This is a genomic window from Hahella sp. NS-SX17 (genome assembly GCF_057367735.1).
On sequence record NZ_CM170632.1, the window covers coordinates 3,892,445 to 3,909,946 of the forward strand.

Here is a 17,502-nt window from a genome sequence, read left to right on the forward strand (position 1 = left end):
ATTCGTTATGCGTTTTTGCTGGCCGCAGTGGTTAACTCTCAATCTATTCATGCCGTCTTTGGGTGATGACAGAGTCGTTCTTCGATAGGCTTCTCCTTCGTTTTGCGTTAGTGAGTGGGCGCCCGCACAAACCCTGCCGGTATGGCATTGGTGTCATGATGGTCAACAAACATGCAATGCCAATATACTACCAGTGTATATTGTATACAATATACGAATGCGTATTTTTTGCTGATGCGCAACAGGGTTTCGTATTCTAGAAAGGACTTAAAGAAAAGGTATATATTATTTATTATCAATATATTATAGCCATTATCTAGAAATGACATCGCATTGAGGAATTTGGCCTATCGGGCCAAGGTCAACTAGCCCAGCCTCAGAATGGCTAAATATCAATCACTACCTCTGTGCTACCTTCGGCGGGTTTGGCGCAACAGAGCAGCGCATGTCCTGCTTCCGCGGAAAAGCTTGTGGGCGTTTGATAGGCCACACTTCCCTTCTTAATGGGCGTCATGCAGGCGCCGCAGTGACCCGACCGACAACTGAACGGCGCCGTGACGCCCAGCTTTTCTGCGAACGCCAATAGACTACCGTCATCAGAGGACCACTCGCCCGATACTCTGCTTTGGGAAAAACTAACTTGCGCTTTTGTGGCGATATTGATGGAAGGGATGGATGGATTGATTTCCTCGATAGTTCCTTCGCCGAAGAATTCATAATATATATTGGCTTTCTGGACGCCTGTTGAAACCAGCGCTTTATAAATGCTTCTCATAAACCCTTCTGAGCCGCATAAATAGAAATCATAGTGATCAAGGGGCAATATGCGCTTCAGCAGTTCAATAGAAAGATGACCTTCCGAGTTATGACTTTTATTGGTCTTATCTTGCCGTAATGGCCTCGAATAAATCATATGAAGATGCAGCCAATCGTGCTGCGCCGCCAGTTGCGCCAACTCATCTGCAAAGAGATGAGTCTGACTGTTTTGTGTGGCGTGGATAAACCACACCGGTCTGGCGGTTGCGCCCTGGTTCACCTCATCAATAAGCCCCTCCAACATGGCGATCATCGGGGTTATGCCAACGCCCGCCGATATCAGCACCACGGCATGGTCGTTTCGCTTGAGCGTGAACTGGCCAGCGGGCGCGCCCGCATGAATCACATCGCCAGCCTGATAATAATCGTGCAGGGCTTTGGAAACCTCTCCGTTTTCTTCCCGCTTCACCGTGATGCGATAACGGCCGTCAGCGCGGCCGGAGGACAAGGTATAGTGACGTTTTAACGGGTGTTTATGACCGGGAAGGCGTATTTCTATGGGCAAAAACTGCCCGGGAATATAGTCTTTTATCGCTTCGCCGTTGTCTGGAGCCAGATAAAACGACATCACCCTGTCGCTCTCTTTACGTTTTTCCACCAGCTTTAGCGTCTGAGTTGTACTTGTGGTGGATGTCCTTGTGGCGGATGGTTTGCGATCTTTCCATACGCCAGTGCCGTTGAGAGCCGGGGAAAGCTCTTGCAGTTCACCGGTCACCGGCATGAACTGGTCGAGGTAAGTAGACCTTTCCACTGTGACCGCAATGATGCGCTGCGCGCCTTCGAACTCATGCACTGAAGGATGATCCCACAGCACTTCCGCGCGTCCCGCCGCTAACAGAACGTCTCCCGTCAAGAAATCGGGGAAGAATAGACCGACCCTTCCGTCGGACTCAATATTGCCCAACGTATTGAAAAAGCGGTTGCCGCTGAAGTCCGGAAACAACAGGGCATCCCCCTCCACTTTCACGAAACCCGGTTTACCGCCACGGTGGGAGGCGTCGACGCCATGGCGAGGATCGCTGTCCATCAATTGGGTGCGGGAAGCGATAAAAAAGGTGTCGGATTGGGTGATAAGCCGCTTCCCGTTCTCAGTAACGCCGGCGACGACCGACGCATTATCAACGCTTGTGACGGCAGACTCTGCCGGCGCCCACTGTAGGTCACGGGTTTGTATGTACTGAGGGCAGTTGCCGAAGCTAAGCTCCACGTCAATGCTGAATCCTGTCGCGGTCACTTCCGCAATCACCCCATTCATACGATTACGACGACGGGTATGCAGCTGTATGCCCAGCATCCCCACCTTCCGACCGGCGGCGAAATCCAGGTTCAATAACTGAGTCAGGACTGGCGACGCTTGTAACTCCAGGCGTGTATCAGTGGGAGATGTGATAAACCCGGAGCCGCTAGAGGGCGACGCCTCTTCTGAGAACAACGGCATACACCAGGGAAAGCCTTGCTGATCGACAAGGCCCAGGATGACAAAAGGCAGCTCGCAGAAAAACTCCCGATGCTGCATCGGCATCGCCTTGCGAATTCCCCTGCTGTACTGCGCCACCTGATCCGCAACGCCAAGCCGCTTTTGCACCGCGATTTCCGCCGCGTGAAACGGAGAGTTTTCTTGCTGAGTCATAACCTGCTCCTCGATTGGATTAAGTCTAAGAGATCTACGCTGTCGGCAAGGGAGAACGCGTCATGCCAACAAATCCGGGATGCGCTTCAATTCTCTCCAGCCAGGCGCGAATGGCGGGATACGGCTGCAAACTGACGCCGCCCTCCGGCGCATGAGCGATGTAGCTATAACCCGCCACATCCGCCAGGGTGATGTGATCGCCGGCAAGATAGTCACGGCCGGACAGCTGGGGCTCCAGGGCGCCAAACAGTGACTCAGTAATGGTTTTGGCTCTGTCATAATCCAGCTTCATGCCAAAAAGCTTCACCAGGCGCACCGCACAAGGTCCCTGCGCGATTTCTCCCGCCGCGACAGAAAGCCAGCGCTGCACTTGCGCCGCCTGCTCCGGTTGTTTCGGCGACCACTCATCGCCATTGCTATATTTCAGCGTCAGATACGTAATGATGGCGTTGGAGTCCGCCAGGACGAAGCCATTGTCGTCAATGGTGGGAACCTGTCCAAACGGGTTGATTTTCAGATACTCCGGGGCCTTGTGCGCGCCGTTCGCCATATCCAGATCAATCGTTTCATAAGGCAAACCCAGGAAAGAAAGCATCAGCTCAACGCGGTGGCAGTGTCCTGACATGGGGTTGCGATAGAGTTTGATCGGCGCTTGTGTATTGGAAAAATGGGCGTTCACGGTGTTCTCCTGTTGATCAGGGTGTCCCCTGCTTCGATGTTTCCTGGTTTTAGTCGCTCCCACTGCACCCTCGCGGCCCTGACACTGACGCTGGGTTGAGCTGAGTGAGCCGTCGTTAAGCATTATTATTCATGCCAATGGCGAAGTAATTGACGCAATTTACAATTCACTCTTACACTCAGCGCAATAATCAGACAGCGAAAATCAGGGTGACGGCGTGGATAAACTGCAAACCATGCAGGTTTTTATTGAGGTGGCGAAACAGCAGAGCTTCAGTGTCGCCAGTGAGGTACTGGGGCTTTCCGCGCCGGCGGCCAGTCGCGCGATCGCCGCGCTGGAAGAAAGGTTGGGGGTGAAGTTATTCAATCGCACCACCCGGTTGGTGAGGCTGACCGAACCCGGCGCCCGCTTTTTGCAGGACGCCAAACGCATCCTGGAGGACCTGGAAGAGGCGGAAGCCGCGGCGGCGGGAGCCTACACGACGCCCGCCGGGACACTCGCCATTACTGCGCCGGTATTGTTTGGCGAGAAGTACGTTATGCCGATAGTGACGGACTACCTGGCGAAGCATCCGAACGTCGCCGTAAAGGTCATTCTGCTGGATCGGGTCGCCAATCTTTTGGAGGAAGATTTTGACGTGGCGATACGCATCGGCCACCCCAGGGATTCGGGCCTGTACGCCACCACGGTGGGACACGTGAAGAAGATCGTGTGCGGTTCGCCCTCTTATTTCAAGCAGCACGGTTACCCCGAAACCCCGGAAGATCTGGCCAATCACAGCATTATCTTTCCCGCCCCCTTTGAGCACACCAGCGGCTGGCATTTCCAGATGCACGGCAGGAAAGAGCTGGTGAGGCTCAACCCCCGGTTGCGCTGCAACCACAACGGCGCTGCGCTGAAGGCGGCGTTACTGGGTCACGGAGTGACGACGCTGATGTCCTATCAGGCGGCTGAAGAACTGAAAGCCAACCGCCTGCAACGGGTATTGATTGAGTTTGAGGAAGAGCCGTTGCCGATCAGCATCATTCATCTGGAAGGTCGTCGCGCCAATGCTAAAACCCGCTGTTTTATCGATCTGGCCGCACAGAGGCTACGAGAGAATCCATTTCTCTTCTTGTAACGATATTCTTGTAACGATAATTAGTCTGACCCCGCAAATCTGGCGTCCTCAGAACTCGACGCCATCACCCCGTCCATTATTTGCATATGCTCAGAAAAATAGGGGTTAAAGGTGAGCCGGGAAGTGGCGTTGTCCGTCCCATCGCCGCCATAGGCGGTACGCCAGGTCTCCGCTCCGCTTTCACAGAGGCGTTGATTTTCCTCTGATTGTCCGTTGTCACAGATCCTCAGCTTACCGTTGACGCCGTACTCGGGATTGTCCGGCGCAAACAGGACGCCCATGTGAGAGCCGTTGGCGATTCGGAGTTCGGGGAGTTTCATGCTATACGCCGTCATGCGGGGATCACGATTGGGTATGCTCTCCCCTTGCCAGATCAGCCGGCTGCCGGGATGGGAGAATGACTGACTGAAACGATCCCGCAGATACTGGGTGTCGATAATGCTGTCGGTTTCACTGGCCAGAATAAATACCGGTCTTGCAAAAACGGAGTCGCCCAGTTTCTCCCGTACTTCAAGCACTGTCTCATAGAACATCGCCGCCGCATGCATGGGAAGCGAATTGTAGCGGAGATAATTGGACTCCTCATCCTGATCCGCCCAGGTAATAAAGTATTTCGCGTATTTCGAGAAAAACAGCAGTCGCGAGCGGGCTTCAAACGCGGGTGAGAAGAGGATCAAGCCGGCGATTTCATCGTCTTCATAGGCCGCCGTCGTCACCAGATTGGCGCCTGTAGAAAAGCCGCCGAGCCAGACTTCTTCCGAGGTGGCTTTCAACAATTCAATGTGATGCTGAAGGCTCGCTTTCCAGCTATCCAGGGTGGCCAGATTGAGGTCCGCGACTTTGCTGCCATGACCCGGCAGAAGTATGGCTCGGACGAAATAACCCTGGGAGACAAGGTGGGTGGCGACGTCAATGAAGGAAAACGGCGAATCCCCTAAGCCATGTACAAACAGAACGCTTTTGTTATTGGGGTGTTTGGGCGCCATTTCGAATGGGAGGTTGGCCTCCAGCTCGCTGATCCTGTCTTCGGTTTTGAAGGCTCTGTTCTCAAGCAGCCAGGCCTTGGTCTCGGCGACGTAATCTTCGAAGTTTGACTGGTAGTCATATTGCGGCAGATGGCTGGATGCCGTGAATTCCGGCCTTTCTTTCAGCTTGTGGCAGGAGGCTAAAGCCAGAATCGCCATGAGCGAAATGAGCAAACGCGTCAGCGCTCTCATGGTCACGGAGGAAATAACAGAGTTTTCTATGCGCATCAGATGACAGTTAATTTGAGAAATTTAACTTCACTTATAGCGAAGTTGGGGAGCGGTGCAAGCCCTATTCTTCAGAGCGACTGGATTCATCGCGATTGCGCTCGTATTGTCGGGAGGTTGGAAACGGGGGCAACCAGGACTCGCGGCGACACATCCAGAGTTCGTAGGTCGGCGTCAATTGATCCGGGGCATCCAACGCGCCCAGATTCACCTCGATTTCGTCGCCAGTACGTGAGAAAACCGAAGAGCCGCAACGAGGACAGAAACAGCGACCCGCAAAGTCGCCCACCTCCCCTGTCACCGTCACCGCGTCCTGAGGAAAAATCGCCGACGCATGAAACAACGCGCCATGATGCTTACGACAATCCAGGCAATGACACACGCCCACCCGATAAGGACGTCCCGCCGCCGTCAAACGCACAGCGCCGCAAAGGCAGCCGCCGGTGAAATGTTCCATGTGCTGAGCCTCTTCACTCTTCCTTTAGCTCATAAACATAATGATATTTTAGATACTCGCAACCCCATTCTTCGCCAAGCAGTTCGGAAATTTTTTCTTTGTAATAGACATAGTCGTTGGGGTATTGCTTTCTATATTCATCAGGTGGAATTTCAAGCTGACCCTTGAATATCTGCCTGAACTCGTCTGTCTTTATAGTCGATTTAATGTCACTGGCGAGCTTTTGGTAGTAACTTTCCGTGCTCTCGGCGCTGCCTTCCCTCCAGTACTTTTCCCAGCGCTCAGGATTATGCGCTTCACAGAAATCGCGGGCTTCCGTTGAGTGTATTGTCTGATTCGTAGCGCAAGCAGACTGAATTGCGAACAGGCAGGAAAACAGAAGGACGGTAAACGCCCTGGACTTAATGGCGCCTGGTTTGCCAAAGGACTTTTTCTCACTGATATACCGCATGAACTTAACCTACCTTCCTTTTGAAATCTTTAAACGCTCTTTCTAAGTTGGTAAGGGTTGACCTTACCTCTGCTGGATGAGCTGTAATTTCAGTAAGAATTTTATCGGCTTCTTCAAGCGTAACGTTGACTCCAGACTGTTTCATCAAATCCATTAATGCTGTGCTGGCTTTCTTTCTCTCTTCGACATGATTCCAATCTGTCTGCTGAAATAACGCCAAAATAGGACTGTAGCGCTGATCAACAGATGTGTTCACAGCTGATGGCAACTTGGTGATGGACTTAATTGCCGCCTGTAATAGTAATGTGAATACTAAATTCCAAACTGCGAATCCTTGCGGGGAATTGACATATTTGCCATAGAGAATCCCCGCTACTTGGCCTCGAACTCCTTCATCAGTCAGTATTGTTCTAGGTAGCTCTTTAACCGTTCGCTTCACAAGAGCGTTTTTTTCACTGGAGATGAAATCAATAATTTTTCCGTAAAGAGTTGGGGCATACTGTCTTATATTTTCCAGCTCTTTACCTAGCTCGATTAGAAGACTTGTATAAGCTTCAGATTTCACTTTGCTGTCGGCGTAAAGGTACGTGGCGTTGGAACCGGTAACAGCAAGCCACATAGGAACGCTAACTGTTGAAAAGAACCCCATCATAAAATACATCTCATACTTTACGATGGTTTCAACTGGCGCCGTAGCCTCAGCTACCAGCCTCGCCACATGCCTGGTGTTAACATCGGCTAAAAATTCTTGATGGCTTTGGATGAAAAAGTGATGGTGAATATCCCCGGTTTCAGGGCTTATTTGCAAAAAAATGACGGATGAACAACCGACTTCAATAATCAATCTTTGGCCATAGTAATCAGAATATAGCCTCCCACTCTCAAGTAAATGAGTGGCTATTTTCATTCTGAATAGATTTCTCCCCGAGTATCTTGTGTTGTATTGCGTATCAAACGGCAAGTAACTATTTAATAAACTGGTGATATCCTTCTTTCCTGACACCGGAAAAAAGCGGTCAGCGCATACCTTCTTGAAGATTTCGCTATCTGGAGTATTGGAATGGACAGTTCCCATCGCTCATCCTTGTATTCGTGTAGTGTAAGGGTTTGATCTATACGGACAAAATTCAAAACCGCCGTAAGAGTGCTCCATAAACTAATGACTTATCGGGGAAACGTCCATCGTTCCTATGGATGATTTCTTCTCCGAAGATCGAAGCCATGCTGAACCAGGGGAATCGCACTTCGTTTCTTGCTTGAAGTCTTATTAAAGTGGCAGGAAATTGCTAGTAATACGATTTTAAGGAAATACTCTGCAGCAGAGAATCCCCGGAAACCATGGCATAGAGAGTAAAGTAGCGAATTTGAGATATTGAGTGCCATTTTCACCTCTCATGGGGGAAAAATATGGTCAATTATTCACCATATAGTGCGATTTGCCTGCATGCTGAACCACTCTCTCAGGTTTTGAGAGAGTGGTCATTTGTACAACCTTCTCAGACTGGCTTGTTATCCTGTCATCAGGACCCAAATCCCAGCTGGGTTTGAGCGGCTTTAAGTAAGTCGCCGACGGTGCGCACCACGCTTGCTCCTACGCCGCTGGTGTCCGCCCTTTCCTTAATGGTGGTCGTCACGTTTTCAGCATCCGCCCGGCTCATTAGAATCTGCATAGCGCCTCCCGGCGTCTTCACGTGGCCGCCCAGCTCCTCAGTCGGCGCAACGGTGGAGGTGAGAACCGTCGTTGCTTGCGTAACTCTTATCACATGAACGTCATACACGTCTTTAGCATCGGTGCTTCCAAGGGGCAACCCGAAAACAGCGGCGATGGAGCGGTTCGGGTCCGCCTTGTCCACCGTACGGATAGCCTGTTCCAGCCCAGCCCGGGTGGTGAAGTACGGTGAGTAGGCGCTGGGCGACTCTCCACGTTTGGTAATCTTGACCAATTCATCGCCCACATTGAGCTGCAAACGTGTGGGGAGCCGTTCTCCCGACATGACCTGTTGCAGGGCGATATTAAGCCGAGTCTGGTTATTGCTGGCTTTCTTCTCGGCGGTGGAGTCATCCCAATCGGCAGTATTGCGGGCAATGTTCGCCATTAGCTGTTTGCCGTCGGCATGGGTCATCAGAAACTCCATCGCTGCCGCTTCTGATACGCCTTTAGGGACAAAGGTCGCAAAAGAATGTATGTCATGCAGGTCAAGAGAGTCGACAGTGGCGGCGCTTTCGCCGCGCCCCCTTTGTTCAACGTTCACATGGGGTTTTAAGTCATGCCAAGTTTCTCTGATATGACTTCTGCTCGGCGCGAGGCCGATCCTGTCCATCAAAGACGCATACATGTTCCCTAAGAGCCCTCTGTCGTCTTGCAGCTGTTTGGCGTGCTGAAAGACGTCTAAAACAGTTCTGCCAGTCAACGCTTGCGTTCTGTCCTGGAGGGCGGTTCCAATCGCCTGTCCCGCAATTTTTTCGCCAAAGGCTTGCCGCATTACTTTTGCAAATTCGTTATTGGCGTTTTGGTTCTCACTATTTACTCTCTTGTCTGCGCTGGCGGACGTGACATGGCGCGCGCCCATATTTCCTGAGGCGGTCACAGTGTTATCGTTATTCACCACCAGTCTTCCTTCGTTCTGACGGGCGGCGGTCACAAAGCTTGATAAGGTAATTGGATTGGGCATGAGATGGGCTCCTGAGTTTTAAACTTTAACTAAATGGTCAGTTGAGTGAATGGAGGACGTCTGGCGAGGATCAGGCAGTTCCTCAGTCTGTTCGACTGAATCCTGTAGAGCGCGCTGCAACGAATCCGCGCAGTCCACAAAAGTGACCAGCAGCGACTCCAGCGCGCGGGCGTCCAACCCGTCGACGGGATGCTGGTAGCACATAATGGCGAGGCCGTCCTCGCCCAGCCCCACCGTAGCGCCGCCTGTTTTTCGCCAGAACAGATTGGCCGCCAATAGCAGCTTATATCTGGCGTTAAGGGTTTCAATTGAGTGGCTGGATGGGTCGACTGTCTCACCGAGGCTGCTGTAAATAATCAGATAGGTTTCATTCGGGCAGAGCTCAAAATTGACAATGATGGCGTCGTCAAAGACAAGCTGGGCGGGCCGATCCTCTTTACGATGAAAGTCAGGCAGCCCAATGGAACTGCCGAGATCCGCCAGAAGAAGGGAGAACTTTTCTCTTCCGTTCATGTAGATGCTCCATAAGCTGATTTACTGGGTATAAAACATGTCGTTTCAGAGGTCAGAATAGGGAGTGGTAGCCGGCCAAGTTATCTATCTACCGGTCTATTTTTGTTTTGTATTAGGTTTATAACCGCCCCACATACGCCATTAGTTTCTGCGAGTATGGATCGAGCAATTTTGCGTCTGGCCATTCGGAAACTAATGTTGCGTTTTTGGTTTTATCTCGACGTTTAGTCGGCTAGAGTGCGGCTTTAATTGATTGATTTCATAGTTCACTAATAAGTATCAGGGGGACGCGTGCGCAGACTGACATTAAAAGAAGGCGCTTCGGATAAATTCTGGGAAATAGACTTACAGGGAAATCAGTACACCGTCCGTTACGGCAGAGCCGGTACGGATGGGCAGTTAAAAACCAAAGCGTTTGACTCAGAAGCAAAAGCGAAGTCTGAGCACGATAAACAGATCGCCGCCAAACTGAAAAAAGGGTATGTCGAAGACGGCGCCGCGACGGGCGCCCTTCCCGCTCAGACCCTAACCCAGTCCCCCACGACAAAGACCGCCACTCAAAAGAAGGCGACGCCAGAAGTCTCCGAAACGGCGCAGGTCGCCACCGAAGCCAAACCTACCGCCGCTTACGTTGAGGCGCCGGCGTCTCTGGGACTGCTTCCCATAGATTGGCGCTGGACGCCCTGGCGCCCCCAGGAAAAGGAGGATATTCCCGCAGCGCGCCCCTATGACCTGGGACGACTGTTGAAAACCGTCTCCGGATTACGGGTCATTAAGTCCAGCTACTGGGGCGAATTTGATTGGCGGACGGCGGAGATGCCGCTGCGTATGAGCAAAGAAGAAGCCACGTTCTGGCTCGTCGCCATTTCAAACAATCGCCGGACCATTGCGGAGCGCAAAAAACACCTGAAGGAGTGGGACTTCTCCAAACCGGTGGATTATAAGCAGATGCTATACAGTGAAGCGCCCAACACGCCCTGGTTAATGATCCCGGCGTTCAATCTGCTGTCTGAACAAGAATTTCTGGACCTGGTGCTTACGGAGAAAGAAGCCCGTTATCACGGCTCTGACCTCCAGTGGGAGCGGGTTCGCGGCCTGCAACAGGTGCTTCCCCTATTGTCAGAGCCGGGAGTGGAACGCCTGAAAGAAGCCGCGCGCGCCAATGTCAGCGTGGCGAACTGGCCGGTATCTGATTTTTACCAGACCACCAACTACTTCGTTCTGGCCGCCGTGCTGGGCCTGTCCGATCTGTTGACGGACGTAGTGGAGTCCTGGGACGACAAGCTATATAGCGGCGATGGCTGGCACGACCATTACCACAAACCCCAGGAAGTCATTTTCGGTTTACAGGACCCTGAGCAGGTCAGTCACCATTTCCGGCGCCTGAAGTTACGCCTGTCCAACCCTGATTACATTCGCGCCTGGCTGGCGCATACCGGGCTGCAGCACCTGGACTACGTCGAGGAATCGTTGAAGCAGGAGTCCAACCGGGATGAGGCGGAAAATCAGTTGACCGCGTTAACGGCCGTCAATGCGGCGGAAGTCGCCCCTGTCATGCTGTCCCTGACCAAATCGTCCAAGGCGCCGAAAATGGCGAAAAACTGGCTGGATGAACACCCGCAGGCCGCCGTCACAGGGTTGGCGGACTGCATCGCCAATCATCATTCAGGGGCGCTGCGCCGGGAAGCCGTGGCCGCACTGCGTTTGATGAAGCGCAAAGGCTATGGGGAACTCATGCGGCAGGCGGCGGCGCATCAGCCAGCCATCGCGGAGACGATAGAAGACGTGCTGAATTATGAAGACCCCGCCGATAACCCGCTGACCGACGCAGAGACGCCAGACTGGCTACAAGCGGGGCTCACCCCAAAACCAAAGGCGAAGCCGGTGGATTGGATCAACGCCAACGACCTGCCGTCCATTATAATGGGAGGCCGTGCTCTCAACGCCCAGCAGGTGGCGGCGCTACTCCTGGCCCTGAAAACGGCGGACAGCCAGCAGGCGCCTTTCTTCCTGCAACTTAAAGAGCAAACAGACGGCGGCAGCCTTGACGCATTCGCCTGGACCCTGTTTGAAGCCTGGCTATCAGAGGGAGCGCCCTCGAAAGAAAAATGGGCCATGATGGCGATGGGTTACCTGGGCGGCGACGAATCAGTCATGAAATTGACCCCGCTGATCCGCAAATGGCCCGGGGAATCCCAGCACCAGCGCGCGGTGTCCGGCCTGGAAGTATTGCGACTGATTGGCTCCAAAACCGCCTTGATGCAACTCAGCGGCATCTCCCAAAAGGTGAAGTTCAAAGGCGTTAAGTCCAAGGCGCAGGAGTACATGGAGCAAATCGCCGCCGAAAAAGGACTGACCAAGGCGGAACTTGAAGACATGGTGATCCCGGACTGCGGGCTGGATGAAAAAGGCCGCAGGGTGTTTGACTATGGCCCCCGCCAGTTTCACTTCGTACTGGGCTCTGATTTAAAACCGAAACTCAAGGACGACAGCGGCAAGCTTCGTGATAACCCGCCCAAGCCCTCCGCCAAGGATGACGCAGAGCTGGCCAACGACTCTCTGCAAGAGTGGAAGCTGGTGAAGAAGCAGATTCGCGATATGGCCAAGATTCAGGCGGAACGGCTGGAACAGGCCATGGTGGTGGGCCGTCGCTGGAAGGCGGAGGACTTCGACGCCCTGATCGCCCGTCATCCCCTGATGACGCATTTGGCGCGGCTACTGCTCTGGGGTGGATACCAGAATGGTCAGCTGGCGGGAACCTTCCGTTTAACCGACGAACAGGATTTTGCCGACATCAACGATGACCCCATGACGCTGGACGGATTTGACGAAGTGGGCCTCGTACACCCTCTGCATCTGACGGAAGAGGACAAAAACGCCTGGGGCGAAATGTTCAGCGACTATGAACTGCTGCCTCCCTTCCAACAGCTCAGCCGCCCGGTGTTCACCCTGAACGAGCAGGAGCTGGAGCAACAATCCATGTCCCGTTTCGAAAAGATGAAACTGCCCGCTCCTACGCTGGTCTTCGGTCTGGAAAAACAGGGCTGGGCCCGTGGCGAGGCCATGGACGCTGGTGGGTTCGACGAGCACTCCAAGCAGTTCGCCGCCGCCAATGTCACCGCCGTCGTCAACTATGACGGCGTCGTCGGCATGGGGTATATCGAAGCGGATGAAACGCTGGAGACCACCGAGATTGTTTTCGTGCAGGGCATGCGCCAGCCTTCCGGCTATGGCTGGGATCAAAAAGATAAAATACTGCCGCTGAAACAAGTGGACCCCTTGGTGATCAGTGAAGTGATCAAGGATCTGAATCAACTTGCAGCGAAGGCCGAACAATGAGTGACATAGCCCTGCAGCGCCCGCCGGCGGAGCAACGTTACGCCGAAGAGTTGGAGCAACTGGCCGCGAAAGACCGTGAAAGCGTCAAACCGCCGGGCTGGAATCTTTCCCCGCTGGCGGTCATTGACTTTATATTGGGCGACAGCCGCCAGAATATCAGTCCTAAATTTGTGGGGAGACGGCGCTTCATAGAACGTTGCGTGGCCACTCTGGCGACTAATCGCGGCCTGATGTTGATAGGACCGCCGGGCTCCGCCAAAAGTTATCTGAGCGAACTGCTCGCCGCGGCGATTTCAGGCGACTCCGGGTTAACGATTCAGGGATCGGCGGGTACGACCGAAGACCAGATCAAATACACCTGGAACTACGCTCTGCTATTGGAGAAAGGACCGGGGCCTGAGTCCCTGGTTCCGGCCCCCGTTTATCAAGGCATGCAACAGGGCAAGCTGGTGCGCTTTGAAGAAATCACCCGCTGTCCCCTGGAAATTCAGGACACCCTGCTCTCCATTCTGAGCGATCGGGTGCTGCATATTCCCGAGTTGGAGCAAGGCGCCAGCGCCGTATTTGCGCGCCAGGGCTTCAACCTGATCGCAACCGCCAACACCCTCGACAAAGGCGTCAATGAAATGAGCGCGGCGCTGAAACGCCGCCTCAATTTTGAAACCGTGCAGCCCATCGCCAATATCGAGGAAGAAATGGCGTTAGTCGCGAGAGAAACGGACGCCTTGCTGCGACACGCCGGCATCCCGATGACCTTGCCGGTCGATAAAGCCGAGGTGCTGGTGACGGTGTTTCATGAACTACGCAACGCCAAGGTCATCGGCGGCGGCGCCCTGGAGCCTCTCAACTCCGTCATGAGCACGGCGGAGTCCGTCTCCGTGGCCTTCGCCGCCTGCGTGCAGGGGTATTACTACAACCAGGGCGCCGTCACCGCCGAGCATCTGGTTTCTGCGCTGGGCTCCACCGCCGCCAAGGACTCCAGTGAAGATCTGAAAAAAATACGACACTACTTGCATCATGTGGCGGGCAAGCGCAAAGGCTCCGCCTGGACTGAATTCGCCAATGCGAAACAGGCGCTAAGTGACCACTGATGCATTCTGACCGTATTCATTTTTTCCCGGTTCGGCATCACAGTCCGGCCTGCGCCCGCGCGGTATATGGCTATGCCATGGCGCTGCGGCCGCAGGCCATCCTGATCGAAGGCCCCAGCGAATATAACCCGCAACGGGAAGAGCTGTTCCTCAGCCACCAGTTGCCGTTGGCGATCTACACCTATGTCGCCAGTGACGACCACCGGGCCGGCGCCTACCATCCCTTCTGTGAATACAGCCCTGAGTGGCGCGCGCTACAGGCGGCGAAAGATCTCAAGTGCGAGATCGCGTTCATTGATTTGCCCTGGCCGGAGATCTGCGCATTGCGCTTACAAAGCGCCGACGAGGACGTTCAGGACCAGGAGCATCGCTACGCCGATGGCGAATTAAGGCGCAGTCGATACATTCAGACCCTATGTCAGACCCTGAAAGTGGAAGACTTTGACGCCGCCTGGGATGAACTGTTTGAAATCGATCCAGCATCTCCCGACGAACTGCAACAGAAAGTCGCCGCCTTTTGTCTGGCGATTCGGACCTTTGAAGACGAAGACCGGGCGCAACGGGGGCTGTCTCCCGACCCGGTCAATCAGGCCCGGGAACGCTTTATGGCGGAGCGAATTCGAGACGCAAGCGAACGCATGGCAGGCGATATTCTGGTGGTGACGGGAGGTTTTCACACTTCCGCGCTGTCTGAACTGATCAAGGCGGAGACGCTTCCCCCGGTTTCTACCGACTCCACGCAGACCACGTCCTGGCGGGAACAGGGCGCCGCCCTCACCCCCTACAGCTACGCCCGTCTGGACGCGCTGACCGGGTATCAGTCCGGCATGCCCGGCCCCGAGTTTTATCATCAAGTCTGGCTGGCGCGCTCAAACGACACGAAGTTCCAGACGCAGCCGCTTGTCGACGCCATTGCGCAGCAATTACGCCAGCGCAAACTCACGTTCAGCACCGCCGACCGCATTGCCGCGGAATGTAGCGTCCAGACTCTGGCGGCAATGCGCGGCCATCCGGCGCCCTGGCGCCAGGATCTGTTCGACGGGCTAAGCAGCGCCACCATCAAAGACGAACTGGCTCATGGCGGCTACCACCCCATGCACGAAGTGATTCATGAGGTATTCCGGGGAGATCGCCAGGGACGTTTGCACGACGAGACGAGCCTGCCGCCTTTGGCGAGGGACATCGACGCCCTCCTGCGATCCCTGGATTTATGGCCGGCAGCGACGCCTCGCTTCGTCTCTCTGAACTTGCTCGAAGCCGGCGACCTGCAGCGCAACCGCATATTACGACGTCTGCAACTCCTGAACGTTGCGGGATTTGAACTACTGTCCTCGCCGGATTTTGTCGCCCGGGACGATCTGATGGAGGCGCAGGCGCAATGGAAGCTGCGCTGGACGCCTGAATTCGACGCGGGAAAAATCGAAGCTTCAAGATATGGGGCCTCGCTGGAGGAAGCCGCCAATCAGCGCCTGCTGGAAATGATGCAACGCAAAGGCCGCCTGGGCGACACGGCGGAATTGCTCATTCTGGCTGCGTTGTGCGGACTGGGCCGTCACGCCCGCAACCTGATGACGGAACTGGCGCAACAGACGACGCTTTGCGGCGATTTTGTGGAAGTGGTTTCGGCCTTGAACCATATGACGTATCTGCAAAGGTATGACGATATTCTGGAATGGGACAATATCGACGTCACCCAGCCGCTGACCCACGCTTTGTATGAACGCGGGCTGTTTCTGCTCGACTCGCTGGGACGTCCGGATCAGGGGGTCGAGTTCGTCGAGGCGATTCGCACGCTGCTGAATTGCCACTTCGCGCTGTCGCAGGATTTGGGGTGGCCCAAGGAGCCCTTCGCAGACAGCTTACAAAACCAGTGCAAGGAGCCTGGGCAGGCGCCGGACATTCGCGGCGCGGCGCTGGGCGCCTGCTTTATGTTAGGCGTCGCGTCCGGCGAGTCCATCACTCCCTATGTCAGAGAGATCGCCACCTCGGAACTGGGCGACTTTCTGGTCGGGCTCTTCCGCATCGCCAGAGAAAGCGTGCAACGCCATCCGGATTTGATCAATGTGATTCATCAGGTGGTTCAGGGCTATGACGCGCACGCCTTTATGCAGGCGCTGCCCAGCCTGCGTCTGGCGTTCACTTACTTCACGCCGCGGGAAAAGCTCTACCTGGCGGATCATCTGCCGGGCGTCGCCGCCTCTGATTCTGGGCAAACAGACATCCAGCCATTCACTCCAGAGCTTAAGGATATTGAAGACGCCATGAGGTTTGAAAGCGCCCTGCTCGCCACGGCGAAAGCCTATGGCATTGGTCTGGAGTCCGCCGATGAAAGCTGAACAGCAACTAAGGTGGCGTCTGATACTCGGCGAAACCGACAGTGAGCATCTGAATCCCTCCATGACGCCGCAGCAATGCCGCCAGGATCAGTTACTGGATTACCTCTACGGTCAGGAGTATCGCCGGGACAATCGCAATATCCGGGGCGGAACCCTGGATGACTCCTCTCTCACCATTCCCGAGTGGATCAACGGCATTCATGAGCTGTTCCCCAAGGAAACGATAGAGCGTCTGGAGAAAGACGCGCTGGAGCGCTATCAGATTCAGGAAATGGTGACGAATCCAGAGCTGTTGAAAAGGGCGCAGCCCAGTCTGACTTTGCTCAAAGCCATTCTGCACACCAAACATCTGATGAACGAGGAGGTTCTCAGCCTGGCGCGAGCCATGGCGAAACGGGTGATCGCTGAACTGCTGGAAAAACTGGCCCGCCCGATGCGCCACCCGTTCCTGGGACGGGTCCATCGCTTAAAGCGCAGTCATCTCAAGATCGCAAAGAACTTTGACGCCAAAGAGACCATTCGTCGCAATCTGAAACACTACGACCGGGAGCGCGGCAGGCTGGTCATCGAAACGCCTTATTTTCATTCCCGCATTCGGCGACAAAGTGATAAATGGCGGCTCATCATCCTGGTGGATCAATCCGGCAGCATGATGGACAGTGTGATCTACTCCGCAGTGACCGCGTCCATTTTCTGGGGCATTCAGGCGCTGGACACTCATCTGGTGGCGTTCGACACCAATATTGTGGATTTAACCGCGCATTGTCAGGACCCGGTGGAAACGCTGATGAAAGTTCAGATGGGCGGCGGCACCGACATCGGTTACGCCATACAATATGGCGCCTCGCTGGTTTCTCAGCCGACCAAGACCCTTTTTGTACTGATTTCCGATTTTTGTGAAGGCGGCGACCCTCGTCACCTGTTGCGCGTCACCCAGGACTTGGTGGAAAGCGGCGTGCGGGTGCTGGGGCTGGCGGCTTTGGACGAGCGCGCTAATCCGGTTTATGACCAGCGCATTGCGCAGCAAATGACGAATATCGGCGCGAAAGTGGGCTGCATGACGCCGGGCGAGCTGGCCAACTGGGTGTCCGAGGTCATCGAATGACGACCGGCGACGCTGTAAAACGATAAATCGATGATATTGA

At 54.4% G+C, this 17,502-nt stretch carries 13 protein-coding genes; 5 read left to right on the top strand and 8 right to left on the bottom strand.

Annotation, left to right across the window (positions count from 1 at the left end; translation table 11 throughout):
* Positions 1–385: 385 nt before the first annotated feature.
* Positions 386–2,446: a 2Fe-2S iron-sulfur cluster-binding protein gene (locus AC2IBB_RS17325; protein WP_486328021.1), complete on the bottom strand. Its 2,061-nt coding sequence runs from the start codon at positions 2,444–2,446 to the stop codon at positions 386–388.
* Positions 2,447–2,480: 34 nt separating this feature from the next.
* Positions 2,481–3,125 (bottom strand): glutathione S-transferase family protein, encoded by a 645-nt coding sequence (locus AC2IBB_RS17330; protein ID WP_486328022.1) that lies wholly within the window; start codon positions 3,123–3,125, stop codon positions 2,481–2,483.
* A 217-nt stretch (positions 3,126–3,342) separates the two neighbouring features.
* Here AC2IBB_RS17330 and AC2IBB_RS17335 point away from each other — a divergent pair, with 217 nt between their 5' ends.
* Complete coding sequence (locus AC2IBB_RS17335; RefSeq protein WP_486328023.1) at positions 3,343–4,245, top strand: LysR substrate-binding domain-containing protein; 903 nt, start codon at positions 3,343–3,345, stop codon at positions 4,243–4,245.
* A 20-nt stretch (positions 4,246–4,265) separates the two neighbouring features.
* Here the strand turns inward: AC2IBB_RS17335 and AC2IBB_RS17340 are convergent, their stop codons facing one another.
* From AC2IBB_RS17340 to AC2IBB_RS17365, 6 genes are all read right to left on the bottom strand, one after another.
* Positions 4,266–5,498, bottom strand: a complete 1,233-nt coding sequence (locus AC2IBB_RS17340) for an alpha/beta hydrolase (RefSeq protein WP_486328024.1) — start codon at positions 5,496–5,498, stop codon at positions 4,266–4,268.
* A gap of 64 nt (positions 5,499–5,562) precedes the next feature.
* Entirely contained in the window at positions 5,563–5,955 is a 393-nt protein-coding gene (locus tag AC2IBB_RS17345) for a GFA family protein (RefSeq protein ID WP_486328025.1), read from the bottom strand.
* 13 nt (positions 5,956–5,968) lie between these two features.
* Entirely contained in the window at positions 5,969–6,406 is a 438-nt protein-coding gene (locus tag AC2IBB_RS17350; protein ID WP_486328026.1) for a hypothetical protein, read from the bottom strand.
* Positions 6,407–6,410: 4 nt separating this feature from the next.
* Positions 6,411–7,481: a hypothetical protein gene (locus tag AC2IBB_RS17355; protein ID WP_486328027.1), complete on the bottom strand. Its 1,071-nt coding sequence runs from the start codon at positions 7,479–7,481 to the stop codon at positions 6,411–6,413.
* Between the two features lie 445 nt (positions 7,482–7,926).
* Positions 7,927–9,078, bottom strand: a complete 1,152-nt coding sequence (locus AC2IBB_RS17360; protein WP_486328028.1) for a hypothetical protein — start codon at positions 9,076–9,078, stop codon at positions 7,927–7,929.
* A gap of 18 nt (positions 9,079–9,096) precedes the next feature.
* On the bottom strand, positions 9,097–9,591 hold the full coding sequence (locus tag AC2IBB_RS17365; RefSeq protein WP_486328029.1) for a type III secretion system chaperone: 495 nt from the start codon (positions 9,589–9,591) through the stop codon (positions 9,097–9,099).
* 291 nt (positions 9,592–9,882) lie between these two features.
* Between AC2IBB_RS17365 and AC2IBB_RS17370 the strand changes: the two genes are divergently transcribed.
* From AC2IBB_RS17370 to AC2IBB_RS17385, 4 genes are read left to right on the top strand one after another with little or no spacing between them, the layout of a single operon-like run.
* Complete coding sequence (locus AC2IBB_RS17370) at positions 9,883–12,930, top strand: DUF4132 domain-containing protein (RefSeq protein WP_486328030.1); 3,048 nt, start codon at positions 9,883–9,885, stop codon at positions 12,928–12,930.
* Entirely contained in the window at positions 12,927–14,021 is a 1,095-nt protein-coding gene (locus AC2IBB_RS17375) for an ATP-binding protein (RefSeq protein ID WP_486328031.1), read from the top strand. The genes AC2IBB_RS17370 and AC2IBB_RS17375 overlap by 4 nt, the downstream gene beginning before the upstream one ends.
* Complete coding sequence (locus tag AC2IBB_RS17380) at positions 14,021–16,357, top strand: DUF5682 family protein (protein ID WP_486328032.1); 2,337 nt, start codon at positions 14,021–14,023, stop codon at positions 16,355–16,357. Before AC2IBB_RS17375 ends, AC2IBB_RS17380 begins: the two co-directional genes overlap by 1 nt.
* Positions 16,347–17,462 carry a VWA domain-containing protein gene (locus AC2IBB_RS17385; RefSeq protein WP_486328033.1) on the top strand — a complete coding sequence of 372 codons (1,116 nt, stop codon included), beginning with the start codon at positions 16,347–16,349 and terminating at the stop codon, positions 17,460–17,462. Before AC2IBB_RS17380 ends, AC2IBB_RS17385 begins: the two co-directional genes overlap by 11 nt.
* Positions 17,463–17,502: the final 40 nt, after the last annotated feature.